The organism is Paenibacillus sp. FSL P4-0176, from assembly GCF_037975265.1.
Classification (GTDB): domain Bacteria; phylum Bacillota; class Bacilli; order Paenibacillales; family Paenibacillaceae; genus Paenibacillus; species Paenibacillus amylolyticus.
In genome coordinates this window covers 6,305,676-6,318,764 of sequence record NZ_CP150242.1, presented here as the reverse complement: position 1 = coordinate 6,318,764, position 13,089 = coordinate 6,305,676, and the positions used below count along the sequence as shown (strand labels likewise).

At 45.3% G+C, this 13,089-nt stretch carries 10 protein-coding genes and 1 riboswitch; of the genes, 8 read left to right on the top strand and 2 right to left on the bottom strand.

The window, feature by feature from the left end; all coding sequences use genetic code 11:
- Positions 1 to 35 precede the first annotated feature (35 nt).
- Positions 36 to 1,004 carry a YafY family protein gene (locus tag MKY95_RS29115; RefSeq protein WP_339195683.1) on the bottom strand — a complete coding sequence of 323 codons (969 nt, stop codon included), beginning with the start codon at positions 1,002 to 1,004 and terminating at the stop codon, positions 36 to 38.
- Between the two features lie 87 nt (positions 1,005 to 1,091).
- Between MKY95_RS29115 and MKY95_RS29110 the strand changes: the two genes are divergently transcribed.
- The 8 genes from MKY95_RS29110 (at position 1,092) to mmuM (ending at position 10,602) form a co-directional block, all read left to right on the top strand.
- Positions 1,092 to 1,535, top strand: coding sequence for a VOC family protein (locus MKY95_RS29110; RefSeq protein ID WP_036606754.1), 444 nt, complete (start codon positions 1,092 to 1,094; stop codon positions 1,533 to 1,535).
- 228 nt (positions 1,536 to 1,763) lie between these two features.
- Positions 1,764 to 2,288: a VOC family protein gene (locus MKY95_RS29105; protein WP_339195680.1), complete on the top strand. Its 525-nt coding sequence runs from the start codon at positions 1,764 to 1,766 to the stop codon at positions 2,286 to 2,288.
- A 487-nt stretch (positions 2,289 to 2,775) separates the two neighbouring features.
- Positions 2,776 to 3,681 (top strand): PAS domain-containing methyl-accepting chemotaxis protein, encoded by a 906-nt coding sequence (locus tag MKY95_RS29100; RefSeq protein ID WP_036607056.1) that lies wholly within the window; start codon positions 2,776 to 2,778, stop codon positions 3,679 to 3,681.
- 148 nt (positions 3,682 to 3,829) lie between these two features.
- Complete coding sequence (locus MKY95_RS29095; RefSeq protein WP_036668138.1) at positions 3,830 to 5,542, top strand: spore germination protein; 1,713 nt, start codon at positions 3,830 to 3,832, stop codon at positions 5,540 to 5,542.
- Between the two features lie 38 nt (positions 5,543 to 5,580).
- Positions 5,581 to 6,681 carry a spore germination protein gene (locus tag MKY95_RS29090; RefSeq protein ID WP_076253519.1) on the top strand — a complete coding sequence of 367 codons (1,101 nt, stop codon included), beginning with the start codon at positions 5,581 to 5,583 and terminating at the stop codon, positions 6,679 to 6,681.
- The gene (locus MKY95_RS29085) at positions 6,678 to 7,880 is read left to right on the top strand and encodes a Ger(x)C family spore germination protein (RefSeq protein WP_076253520.1); all 1,203 of its coding nucleotides are present in this window, start codon (positions 6,678 to 6,680) and stop codon (positions 7,878 to 7,880) included. Before MKY95_RS29090 ends, MKY95_RS29085 begins: the two co-directional genes overlap by 4 nt.
- 70 nt (positions 7,881 to 7,950) lie before the next feature.
- Positions 7,951 to 8,052: riboswitch (SAM riboswitch) on the top strand.
- A 92-nt stretch (positions 8,053 to 8,144) separates the two neighbouring features.
- Positions 8,145 to 9,557, top strand: a complete 1,413-nt coding sequence (mmuP, locus tag MKY95_RS29080) for an S-methylmethionine permease (protein ID WP_076253521.1) — start codon at positions 8,145 to 8,147, stop codon at positions 9,555 to 9,557.
- The gene (gene mmuM, locus MKY95_RS29075) at positions 9,535 to 10,602 is read left to right on the top strand and encodes a homocysteine S-methyltransferase (protein WP_339195675.1); all 1,068 of its coding nucleotides are present in this window, start codon (positions 9,535 to 9,537) and stop codon (positions 10,600 to 10,602) included. The genes mmuP and mmuM overlap by 23 nt, the downstream gene beginning before the upstream one ends.
- An 83-nt stretch (positions 10,603 to 10,685) precedes the next feature.
- Here mmuM and MKY95_RS29070 read toward each other — a convergent pair whose 3' ends face one another.
- Entirely contained in the window at positions 10,686 to 13,088 is a 2,403-nt protein-coding gene (locus tag MKY95_RS29070; RefSeq protein WP_339195672.1) for an ABC transporter permease, read from the bottom strand.
- Position 13,089 lies beyond the last annotated feature (1 nt).

Genomic DNA, 13,089 nt, shown 5'->3' with positions numbered 1-13,089 from the left:
GCATGTAAAGTAAAATGGCTATAGAATTATGATCTTTATACATGATCCAACAAGTCCAGATAGTACTGCCTTAATGCTCTCTGTAAGATGATGGGCTCCATAATCTTAATCGATTTACCATAGCCTGCAAGATATCTCACTATGAAATCAAGCTCGTGAGGTTCGTACGAACCGACAAGATACATGTGTCCCATCTTCTCGATGATCTGCATAGATGGGAAATGTTCTTGCTGGAATAGCTCCATCCCGGCTTCGTCAATCAGGCATTTGAATGGAATTGCTTGTTCCGATGGTTTCCATAGGGATTGGGCATCCTGTGAATAGAGTTCCTTTACATGAGTTAAAGGTTCAATCTCCGTTGTTTCGGCTGAAATGATGCGGTCGCAGCGGAATACACGATAAGCTTGTTTTTGCAGATCATAGGCCTGGCAATACCAATAACCTTTCCTGGCATAGAGCGCGATGGGTTGAATGGTGCGGATATTGGTGTTTGCAGAAGATGGCCTTTGATCAGAGGATCTACGCTGATTAGCGTACGTAATCTGGATCACTATATTCTGAACAGCAGCCATCAACAGAAACTCCAAATGTGCACTGTCGCGGATCTGCTCGGTATGTTGGAAGTAAACCCGGTGTTGAATGTTCTCAATATCCTGTCGTTGCTTGTCGGATAACGCGCTCATAAATTTCTCATGAATGGTCCGGAAAGAGACTTGAAAGGGTAAGCTGGAGAAGCTGCGGAGAGCCTGCATCGCAAAATAAAGGGCATGAAGCTCCCCCGTATTAAACGAAATGGGAGGCAGCTGCATCTGTTGCAGCAGTCGATATCCGCCGTAGCGTCCATATTCGACATAGATGGGCGCACCTAACTCTTCCAATGAAGCGATATCTCTTAACGCGGTTCGTTTGGATATCTGGAACTCCTGCATGAGATCTTGCAGGGTGAACTGTTGTTTTTGATTAATAAAGCGTAGCATCTGGTTCATACGTTCTGATTTTTTCATATCAAACCCTCTTAATGGTGCCATAGATTGGCACCTTTCGTTGTTATAGTGATAAGTGTAATCCAATAGGAACAAGGAGGCAATATAATGAATTTTGAAGTGATACCATTTTTGTCGATGAACGGGGATGCGGCGGCAGCCATTGCTTTTTATGAGGAGTTTCTGGGCGCCAAGGTGATATTCAAGAAAAGTTATAAAGAGATGAAGGAGATGAACCCAGGTTTCGAGTACCCTGCCGGTCAAGATGAGTATATTACACATTCGGTGCTGGAGATTGGGGTTAACAAAGTCATGATTGCGGAAGAAGCAATGGACACGGAGAGAGCATGGCAGCTGGGGAACAGCACGTCACTATGTATTCAATCCAAGGATAAAGATACCATCGATCAACTGTATCATTCTCTGATGCAACATGAGGGCGTGAAGATACTGGTACCGTATGAACAAAATGAATTCAGCCCAGGATACGGTATTGTAAGGGACCCATTTGGCATTGCGATTCAGCTGTGTGTCACTGTGCACGATTTTTAAAATGAGTTCAGGCCCCCGGTTAAGCACTCGGTATGTAAACCTGTAACTAACTTAAAAACATCAAAAAAAGAAGAGCCATGGATATCATGCGCTCTTCTTTTTTCGGTTTCTATACACAGGTCGTTCGAGCAACCAATGTTAAAGCGGACCCCTTTTCGTGTAAATCATATAAGTACGGATGTCGCTGTGTACAAGCAAGTTCAATGGATAAAGGAAAGAAGGGATAACATGATTACGAGAGGAATTGACCATATTGGAATAACTGTACCGGACATGGAGCAGGCGACACTATTTCTACAACAGGCGTTTGGAGCTCAACTTGCCTATGACCATATAACGCCGGATGATCCCCCACAGGAAGGACCCGAGGCAGAGCTTAAATTAGGACTGCGTTCAGGAGCAAAGGTTATTCATATTCGGATGTTATCGCTCGGGGAGAGCGCTAGTATAGAGTTATTTCAGTACGCGAATACAGCGCAATCAGAGCCAGTTAGGGCATCGGATTATGGTTTGCAGCATATGGCATTGTATGTGGACGATATGCAAGAAGCTACACGACACTTCAAGGAAGCGGGCGGGGTGTTGCTAACAGAGCCTGGGGCGTTGACCGGTCATATTGAAGGTGGGAAAGGCAATCAGTTTGTGTATGGAAGAGCACCTTGGGGGATGCTGATCGAGCTGATCTCTTATCCTGCGGGCATTCAGTATCCAAATCACAGTGAAACGAAGCGCTGGACACCACGAAAAAAATAATAAAGATGAGACTGGATAAGAAACAGAACGACGCATGATAAATCGTTCTGTTTTTCTTGTATATAGGGGTTAAACGGTTATTAAAAAACAGAAATTATGTTACAAATACGTTACAAATACAGAAGTGTATACCTCTTTGCCTTATGTTACGATACGTACTAGTAGATACAGAGATATTTTACGGATAAGATAAGTTATAACGTCTCTTTTCTGGACGATGAATATGCTCCGAAAGTATGTTGATGGAACCCTTTTATCCAGGATATTGAAGAAGCATTGAAACGAAGGAACAACTATATATTTTGACTTCACAGGGTTGCAATAAAAATAAATAACAACAGGTGATCCAAAATGCTGCAAATCGGGTATCCATAGTAGAGCCATCTAGAACCTGATGGATACATATGTTGTTATGATTGTTTTTTGCTAGTTAAAGGCTGTCTATTATGGAATGAACTGTGGGGGTTATCAAGTGTCTATATTAGATATGGAAAAGAAAGATGTTGTCACCGATGCAATGGTCATCAAGGCGATGGAGAAAAGTCTTGCTATCATTCGATTCGATCTGGATCGCCGGGTAACCTACGTGAATGAAGTCTTTGCCCAGACGATGGGATATACGGTAGATGAGATGTACGGCATGAAGCATCAGCAACTGTGCTTCGGTCAATTTGCAAATACTCCGGAATATGATGCTTTTTGGAATAGCATATTTAATGGTGTCAGCTTCCAGGACAAGGTTGAACGCAAGGATGCAAAGGGGAATTCTGTATGGCTTGAAGCGACATATATGCCGGTGTACGATGAGACGAATCAGAAGATACTGGGTGTCTCCAAAATCGCCACCAACATTACCAACCGTCAGAACAACATTTCTGTCGTAGTGAATGAGCTGAAAACGATGTCTCATGAACTGAATGGGCAGGCAGATGTAGGTATTGAACGCAGTCAGGAATTGATGTCCAGTATCTCCTATATCTCAGAGGTGTCAACTTCTAACCGTGCAACGCTGACTCATTTGCAGGAACAGGCCGGATCGATTCAGGGCGTGGTACGAACGATACGCGAGATTTCGTCTCAGACGCAACTGCTCGCGTTGAATGCTGCCATTGAGGCTGCACATGCAGGAGAATACGGACGAGGATTCGATATCGTGGCCAAGGAAGTTAAGAAACTATCCGCAATGGTGGAGAGTTCGATTAATGAGATTCGAGATAGCGTGACTGGAATAACCAAGGAAATTGGCAATATCACAGGTGGCACCAAAAAAGTAGAAGAATATGTGGAGCAGAGCCAGAAGCAGATTGAGATCGCATTGAATGATTTTACAGCAATTGCTGCTTCAGCTCACTTGTTGGATGCCAAAGCGGAGCATGTGACCAGAATCGTATAACAATATATAGTAATAGCGGTTCCTTTCACAGGAACCGTTTTTTTGTCGTTCAGTACTCAAAAAAACGGGAATTATTGTGATCAAACGGGGACACAATACTTGGGAATACCTGCAGCTATGTCATGCAGAGAAATGTTGGGGTGGGAACATGTGGTCAACAATTGTATCCTACGTGCCGGATTGGTCCATATGGATTCAGGCATTCTTGGTCTTCATCATTCCAATTGGTATTACATTGAGCATGCGCTGGATCAATGCTGCCATTAAGCGCGGAAGCTTCTCTCGTTCGAAGCCATCGTCCATATCCTCGAAGGATATCTCGCCAGCAGCCAAAGGGCAGGGTGAAGGGACCGAAACAGGCCACTATGCCAATATTAAATTAACCGAAAAGTACAGCATAAATCTGACGAGTGTGAAAGAAAGCTTTGGACTCAATGCAGACGTGCATATTCGGGAATTTATTATTAGGGGAACGAATACACGGGCTGCGGTCATTTATACCGAAGGCCTGGTAGATCAAGACTTAGTTGATGATCACTTGATTACACCGTTGATGTTCGAAGGTGTTCCTCTACTTAAGCAGGAGGGTTTCCTTCATCCAGACAACGCACACTTACTGTCGGCATATCTGCAAGATCAATTACTTCCTGTCAGTCTGGTTGAGGAGACGAAGTCCCTCCAAGAACTCGCAGTTGGTGTGTTGTTTGGGAAAAATGCACTGCTGGTTGATGGTTTGCCAGGTGCTTTATTAATTGGAGCTCATAAGATCAAAACAAGAGGTATGAATGAACCCTTGTCAGAGGGACTGCTTCGTGGGCCTCGTATTGGTTTTACAGAGCAATTAAGCGATAATACAGGCATTTTACGTCGTTATGGAAGTGATCAGAGCCTGTTTATTAAGAAGTATGAAGTGGGTTCACGGATCAAAAAAGATTTGGCGATAGCCTATATTCAGGATATTGCCGATCCAAATCTCGTTGCAGAAGTATGCAAGCGAATCGAAGAGATGGATATGGATTCAATGCTCGAATCAGGTTATGTGGAACAACTCATCGAAGATAATACGCTGAGTCCTTTTCAGCAGGTACTGAATACGGAAAGACCTGACCGAGTGATGGGTGCCCTTCTGGAAGGCCGAGTGGCAATTTTGTTGGATGGAACGCCATTTGTATTAATTGTACCGGTGACCTTTAGCATGTTGCTTCAGTCTCCAGAGGACTATTATGAACGCTGGATTCCTGGAACATTTTTGCGAGTGCTGCGTTTTATGGCCGCGATGCTGGCATTGCTTGCTCCTGCGCTCTATATCTCGTTTATCTCGTTCCATCCGGGTCTTATTCCAACCAAGCTGGTATTGACGATTATTGAAACGCGTACCGGAGTGCCATTCCCCTCAATTATTGAGGTACTCATCATGGAGCTTTCAATTGAAATCTTGAGGGAGGCCGGGATACGCTTGCCCAAACCGATTGCGCCAGCGATGGGTATCGTAGGAGGTCTGATTATTGGCCAAGCAGCCGTGCAAGCGGGAATAATAAGCCAATTTCTGGTTATTGTCGTTGCGGTAACAGCCATCTCTTCCTTTACGATTCCGGTCTATAGTGCGGGATTAACGCTAAGGATTCTACGATTTGCCGCTATGTTCAGCGCAGCCGTACTCGGATTGTTTGGCGTGGTTATGTTCTTTCTACTTGTGTGTACACATCTGGCACGACTCTCAAGCTTTGGCGTACCTTATGTTGCACCAGCCGTTCCCTATCACATGAATGAATGGAAGGATTTTGTTATCCGTGCACCGCTAAATATGATGAGAATGCGTCCCAAAATGACTAATCCGATCGATGATGATCGGAAAAAATAAATGGAATTCCATCTACTGAAGGTCTGGAGGTGAACTAAGTGAATGGCTCCCAAGGAAAGCTAACCACGACACAGGCCGTTGTAATTATTGTCAATTACATGCTTGGTGCCGGGATATTGACACTACCTCGAACGACCAGCAAAGCTGTCGGAACACCGGATGTCTGGATTTCCATTATCCTATCTGGATTCATTATCATAGGTGTGGGAATAATTCTGGTTACCCTGTGTCGCAGATTTCCGGAGAAAACCGTCTTCCAGTTCACCCGTGAGATTACGGGCAGCTGGATTGCTTACATACTGGGATTGTCTATGATTATGTATTTCATAGTTATTGCCGCATTCGAAATCAGAGTTATGGCTGAAGTGACTGGGATGTATCTGCTCGAACGCACCCCCACCTGGGCGATTGTGATGGTCTTCATGTGGATCGGTGTATATATGATTTCAGGCGGGCTTGGCGTTATCGTACGTGTGTTTGAGATCATCCTTCCGATTACGATTATTATATTTGTGATTGAAATTTTGCTTAGTAATCAGCTATTCGAGATTGGCAATCTGAGACCCGTCCTCGGTGATGGGATTATGCCCGTTTTCCAAGGGTTGAAGCCTTCACTATTATCTTATACGGGCTATGAGGTGATGTTAATCATGACTGCCTATATGAAAAATCCGAAGAAGAGCAATAAAGCGATGACCTGGGGGATACTCATATCCACTATTATCTACTTGATCACGGTGGTGATGGTTATAGGCAGTTTATCGCTCGATGGCATCAAAACTCGAACCTGGCCAACGCTGGATTTGGTAAGAAGCTTCGAAATCCAGGGTCTGATATTCGAGCGTTTTGAATCCTTATTGCTGGTCATCTGGATTATGCAAATCTTTTCGACTACAGCAATTACACATTACTGCGCTTCGGTGGGTATTCGTGATTTGTTTCGTTCCAAAAAAATCAAAGGCATCATGTACGGCCTGCTGCCGTTCATTTATCTGACAGCAATGATACCCAAAACAGTGGATGATACCTTCGTACTAGGAGATATGCTAGGCAATGTGTCCGTATTTTTGTTTGGCATTTTACCTCTGGTACTACTGTTGTTAAGTCTGATTCGCAAAAAAGGAGGCAAGCATGCATGATTACATTCCGCATGTTGTTACGCTTAGCCACTGTATTATGCATTCTCTTAACGATATCCGGATGTTGGAGCAGTCGAGAGATAGAGGATCTAAGTGTCTACGTTGGTCTCGGGATCGATATCGGCAAAGAGACGGAATTTGAGGAGAACATCGCCAATCAGGGAGGAGGGTATTCCAAGCAGAACAATGTGACAGCCACGGTACAGATTGCTCCGGGTAATTCCAGCAGTCAGAAGAGCCAACAATCCGGTTCGCCTGCTTCTGGTAAAACGTCCTATTCCAATGAACAGCTTACCGGAGATTCCTTGCTGCAAATCTTTCGTCAGTTTGCACTGAGACGAGATCATCCGCTCATCGGACATCATCTGAAGGTTATCGTTGTGTCCAAGGATATCGCCAAAAAGTATGGTCTGGACCAGCTGCTGGATTTTGTACTTCGGGATAACGATATTCGTCCTAACTGTCTGGTGTTGATTAGCCATCATCGCGCTGTTGATGTTCTGACTTCAGATGATCCTTCCCGGATTCCAGCATTTTATCTTACAGGTATTACCGGTAATTCATACTTGTCCAATAAAATCCTGGACCCCGTTCTACTCTCCAAATTAGATGCACAAATGCAATCCGGTTCCAGCTTTTTGCTCCAGAATGTACTGAACTTCAATGGAGAGGACAAGTTCTCCGGTGCCAGTATCTTTGATGGGAAAACAACAAAATTCATCGGGGAACTCAGCCAAACGGATCTAGAAGGGCTATCTTGGCTCAGACCTAAAGAAAAAGGAGGTATCTTGAAGACATACAATAAAGAGGGGTTCACTGTTGTATATGAAATGAAGAAGAAAAAAACAACAATAATTCCAAAAGTGGTTGGCGATGATATTTCATTCCATGTGAAAACTGAATCCGAAGGCTGGTTGATGGAGGATTGGCGTGCTCCCGAGGAAGAGGAAAAAGGTGCGTATCTCAGTGAATTGGAAAAAGAATTTGCTGAACTTGCCAAACAACAGATTCGACAGTTGTTATACAAACTGCAGCATACCTATAAAGTAGATGTTGCGGATTTTCGGGATAGCTTGCGTATTAAAGAACCTAAAACATGGAAAAAAGTCAAAGACGATTGGGATAAAATTTTTAGCACCGTGCCGATCACCTATGAGGTAAAGACCACCATCACGAATCCGGGGTCTTCCACCGAATAGCGAGGTGTGCCATATATTATTTAATTGTTGACACATTCATGATAGATCGCTATATTAGTAAAAAATCATTTTCTTATCCAGAGAGGTGGAGGGACTGGCCCTTAGAAACCTCAGCAACAGATCTGAAGGATACTGTGCTAATTCCAGCGGGTGAAAGCCTGATAGATAGGAGCGTTTGTTTTTATTTGTCAGTAACGGCGCACTCTTTAGGCAGAGTGGGTCTTTTTTGTTTTTTCTGGATGAAGAAGTAGGGGAGCAGCAGGTATGGAGAACAACAACGACAAAGGGCATTTTCAGCGGAAAATGCAGGCACGGCATGTGGTCATGCTCTCTCTCGGAGGAGTCATTGGAACGGGATTATTCCTCAGCTCAGGTTACACGATTCAGCAGGCGGGACCACTGGGAACCATTCTGTCCTATCTGATCGGAGCCATCGTTGTATATCTGGTGATGCTCTGTCTTGGTGAACTGTCTGTTCATATGCCAGAGACGGGAGCATTTCATAGTTATGCAGCCAAATATATCGGACCGGCAACAGGTTACACGGTGGCTTGGTTATACTGGTTAACCTGGACTGTTGCGCTTGGCTCCGAATTCACAGCCGCCGGATTGCTTATGCAGCGCTGGTTCCCATCGGTAAACGTATGGATATGGAGCGCGGTTTTTGCACTGATGATCTTTCTGTTTAACGCTCTAACGGTGAAATTTTTTGCGGAATCCGAGTTCTGGTTCTCATCTGTAAAAGTAGTGACTATCGTAATCTTCATTATTATCGGTGGCGCAGCCATGTTTGGGTTCATTCCCATGGCGGATTCTGAACCGGCTCCATTTCTATCGAATATTACCGCATCCGGGTGGTTCCCTCATGGGGCTACAGCGATATTGATGACCATGCTTGCTGTAAACTTTGCCTTCTCAGGCACCGAGTTAATCGGCATTGCCGCCGGTGAGACGGAGAACCCGGAAAAGACGATACCAAAGGCTATTCATACAACGCTGTGGCGTTTGGTTATTTTCTTCATCGGAACGATTATTATCTTGTCGGCCTTGCTGCCCATGTCGGATGCCAGTGTACTGGAAAGTCCGTTTGTAGCGGTAATGGAGCGGGTGGGTGTACCCTATGCAGCAGACATTATGAACTTTGTTATTCTGACGGCGATTCTCTCTGCTGCCAATTCAGGCCTGTATGCATCTTCACGTATGCTCTGGTCTCTGGCTGACAAAAGAACGATCTCTCCGTGGTTTGCCAAATTGACCAAAAGCGGAGTACCGCTGAATGCACTTCTGATTAGTATGGTGGGTGGTGCGCTGGCCTTGCTGTCCAGCATCATTGCGCCAGGTACGGTGTATATTACGCTGGTTTCCATTTCAGGTCTGGCTGTCGTTGCGGTATGGATGAGCATCAGCGCTTCCCAATACATGTTCCGCAGACAATATATCCGGGAAGGACATGCGGTCAAAGATCTGGTCTACCGCACACCACTGTATCCGGTGGTACCAATTGTTTCATTTATATTATGCCTGGCTTCATGCATAGGTATTGCCTTTGACCCGACACAGCGAATTGCGCTGTATTGTGGGGTTCCGTTTATCGCAGTATGTTACGCTGCTTATTATCTGACAGAACGTGTGAATAAGAAAAGAGGACAAGTACATGACGCAAGAACAACAGACTAACCCCATGGAACAGATCCTTCGTGAACATCCGGTCATGATTCTGGATGGAGCGTTGGCTACGGAACTCGAACAGCATGGATGTGATCTCGATGATCCACTATGGTCTGCTCGTGTGTTGCTTGAGAATCCGGATGTTATTGTTCAGGTCCATGCAGATTATTTTCGAGCAGGAGCCGACTGTGCGATTACATCCAGTTATCAGGCGACGGTGGATGGTTTCCGCAAGAGAAGGATTGATGAACAGGCTGCACTGGAGCTGATCCGCAAGACGGTGGAACTGGCTGTACAGGCGAGAGATGACGTGTGGGCAGAAGTTCAGAGTAGTTTAGTAGGGAGAGAAAGCTCGACAGGTCAGCTTGTAGAAGCTCCTTCGGTACGTTCCGAGAACGTAGAGAATGAGGAGCATATAACAGATCGTACAGTAGATCGCGAAGGAGACAGTTTTCGTCCACGTCCAATTATTGCCGGGTCCGTTGGTCCGTACGGCGCCTATCTGGCGGATGGTTCAGAGTATGTGGGACATTACGGCGTGTCGGATGAGACGCTGGCCGCATTTCACCGTCCGCGTATGGCGGCGCTGATTGAAGCGGGTGCTGACATTTTGGCGTTTGAGACAATTCCTTCGTTGCAGGAAGCACAGGTGCTGGTTGATGTACTGAAGGAGTTCCCTCATGCGTATGCTTGGTTATCTTTTTCTTTAAAAGACGGGACAAGCATCAGCGAGGGCACACCGCTTGAGGTATGTGCACAGAAGTTTGGCTCCGAGCCGCAGGTTGCGGCGATTGGCCTGAACTGTGCTCCGATGGAAGTGGTGACGGAAGCAGTGGGTATTTTGAGCCGTACCAGCGATAAACCTGTTATTGTGTATCCGAACTCGGGAGAAGTATATGATGCAGCAACGAAGACGTGGAGCGGACAGGGTACCTGTGGCAGCATGAGTGATGCTTCGGAGCAGTGGGTTGCTGCGGGCGCGAAAATTATTGGCGGCTGCTGCCGAACAACGCCACATCAGATTGGTGCACTTGCGAAGAAATGGCGGAATTAGTTCATATCATGATAACAAGCCCTTCCACATCCTATAGAGGTATGGAAGGGCTTGTTTTATTGTGTTAAGGCATTCTGATTACATTATTCGATAACCAGTATACGTGGCGATGCTTCCCGAATGATTCTCGAAGAGAACCACGAGCCAAGACTGGCTGCAATGATGCTTAGACAGGTGAACAGTACCATTCCACCCCAATGCAGGATCAGTGGAAGCTGTACGATACCATAACCGGAAAGGACCATTTCGAGTAGAAGAGGCAGCAGGTATACGCCGACGAAAATACCCAGTATGGCTCCCACGGAGGACAGTATGAACATTCCCATGGTGAGCGACAACCGGATTTGACGAGATGTCATTCCCAGCGATTTGTATATCCCGTACGTTCTGCTTTCTTTACGGATAGTGATTCTACAGGTACTGAAAATAATGATGAACGTCACAATGATAAACAGCAATCCGATCAGACTCATCGGATAGATAAGGATGTTAGCGGCTTCCGCGTAAACCGAATCAAGCAATGTCTTCTGAGTGACTACCGAAGCAAAATCTTTAAATTGCTCATTTAATTCCGAGGCAACCATACCCGCTTTTGCCATATCGTTCACATTGATGAATATAACATCAAATTCACTATAACCCGGGTTCACACTTCTCATGGCATCAATGGTGATTCTGCCTGAAACAGACATGTTGGCGATCGCCTGATAGATGCCTGTGATGAGGAATGTACGCTTTTCTCCTTCAATATAGATATCGATAAGATCACCGAGATCTTTATTTGATGTTTTGGCTACACTTACACCAATGGCAATTTCATTCGCATGTTGTGGGTTACCCCCTTTTAACGTTTCGAATCCAAGTTCCTGATAACTCCCGTCCAGTACACTCAAGTTGAGACTGAGGGATTGGCCCTTCACTGTTGCAGAAGACTCCGGGCTAATTACACCCGTTGTGTTCCCTTGCCAGCCTGCATTGCTAATCCTTGTATCCTCTTCTAACGTGTGTTTCAATACAGTCTTTGGAAAGTTACCTTTGTTCACGACTACTGCTGCGATATTGGCATTGTCATACCCCCATTTAGCTGCGGTCTGTTCAATTCCGGTTATACTGGTCAGCAGAACATAACCCAGAACAAGTACGGAGGAAGCCATGGTGGCTAGCAGGAGTGTTAGAACAGAGCTTTTGGTGTTTTTGAACACATGTCTGAATCCAAGTACGGCGGTGACAGGCAGTCGTGTAAATCCGATCCAGTGTGCCCATGGCGAATTCATTTTGCCAGCCATCCGGCCGTGATCTGTCTCCGACATACCATAACGAATAGCTTGCACGGGCTGTATGCTGCGTGCCTTTTTGGCATATAACACAGTGAACAGAATCACTAGAGCAAATAGTAGTACGCCGGACAGTATGGCCGCATCCAATCCATGGACTGGAATGTTCTGATTCCCCACTCGAAGAGAGGATACAGAAATATTAATGATCCATTTGGATATCCATATACTGAGTGCAAGTCCTGGGATAATGGCTACGATGGATATCAATGCATATTGAATAACATAGGTGCCTATCGTTTTTCGGGAAGTCAGACCTAGTGATTTGAAGATTCCTATCGTTCTGTAATTGGCCAGGATGGCATCTGCAATCGTAAACCCGATGGTCATCAAAGCGATGGAGAGCATGACAACACCCATGAATATCATGATAAATCCAATAACCTGATTGATGATCAGATAGAAAGAGGCAATCGCCTCGAACTCCATTTTGGATTCCAGAAACGGAATACCTGTCTCACGATTGTATCGTTCCCAGTACACCGAATTCATGCTGTAATCGTTAAAATGGATGCCCATCATACGATTCTCGTTGCCAGTAAGTGTAGCGAGATCATGTTGATAATCGGTAGGATTCATCCAGACCCGTGCTGTATTGGAGAAGGGTGCCCCGTATGGTACATCGATCACAATACCCGATACATTCAATTCGAGTGTGCTTGAGCCAGTTTTGAAGCCGATGGTATCACCTACGGAAATATGATAAGCATTCGCCATGGACGTTGGAATCCAGACGGAGCCTTGTTCGGGAACTGTGTCGGGCGTCCCGCTTGAGAAAATTAGTTCATCCACACCCCAAGGCGGCGGAGGCGTATTAAACATGTACAGGTAGATGTTAGGGATGTGAGTTTCATTTAAAATGATGCCTGACAATGTACGATACGTTAGCAAAGGAGACACCTGAACTCCATCCTGAGAAGCCCACCAGTTGTGCACAGCGTCAGGGTCATTCAGTCCTTTTTCAAACGTCAGGATCTGATGAGATCCATGGGTTCGGGTATGCATTTCATAAAACTGATTGCCTGTGTTCGCCAGAATGACAATAGCTGTAGATACAAGAACTGTCGAGAGTAGCAGGAGCAGCGCAATCAGCGCATTTTGTATTTTGTTCCTACTCAGATACGACAAGCTAAGTTTAAACATGACTGCCATC

Excerpts from the sequence above, each read along its gene's own strand:
- MKY95_RS29070 (WP_339195672.1), bottom strand. The coding sequence starts at position 13,088 with ATGGCAGTCATGTTTAAACTTAGCTTGTCGTATCTGAGTAGGAACAAA.
- mmuM (WP_339195675.1), top strand. The coding sequence starts at position 9,535 with ATGACGCAAGAACAACAGACTAACCCCATGGAACAGATCCTTCGTGAA.
- MKY95_RS29095 (WP_036668138.1), top strand. The coding sequence starts at position 3,830 with ATGTGGTCAACAATTGTATCCTACGTGCCGGATTGGTCCATATGGATT.
- MKY95_RS29115 (WP_339195683.1), bottom strand. The coding sequence starts at position 1,004 with ATGAAAAAATCAGAACGTATGAACCAGATGCTACGCTTTATTAATCAA.
- MKY95_RS29100 (WP_036607056.1), top strand. The coding sequence starts at position 2,776 with ATGGAAAAGAAAGATGTTGTCACCGATGCAATGGTCATCAAGGCGATG.
- MKY95_RS29105 (WP_339195680.1), top strand. The coding sequence starts at position 1,764 with ATGATTACGAGAGGAATTGACCATATTGGAATAACTGTACCGGACATG.
- MKY95_RS29085 (WP_076253520.1), top strand. The coding sequence starts at position 6,678 with ATGATTACATTCCGCATGTTGTTACGCTTAGCCACTGTATTATGCATT.
- mmuP (WP_076253521.1), top strand. The coding sequence starts at position 8,145 with ATGGAGAACAACAACGACAAAGGGCATTTTCAGCGGAAAATGCAGGCA.
- MKY95_RS29110 (WP_036606754.1), top strand. The coding sequence starts at position 1,092 with ATGAATTTTGAAGTGATACCATTTTTGTCGATGAACGGGGATGCGGCG.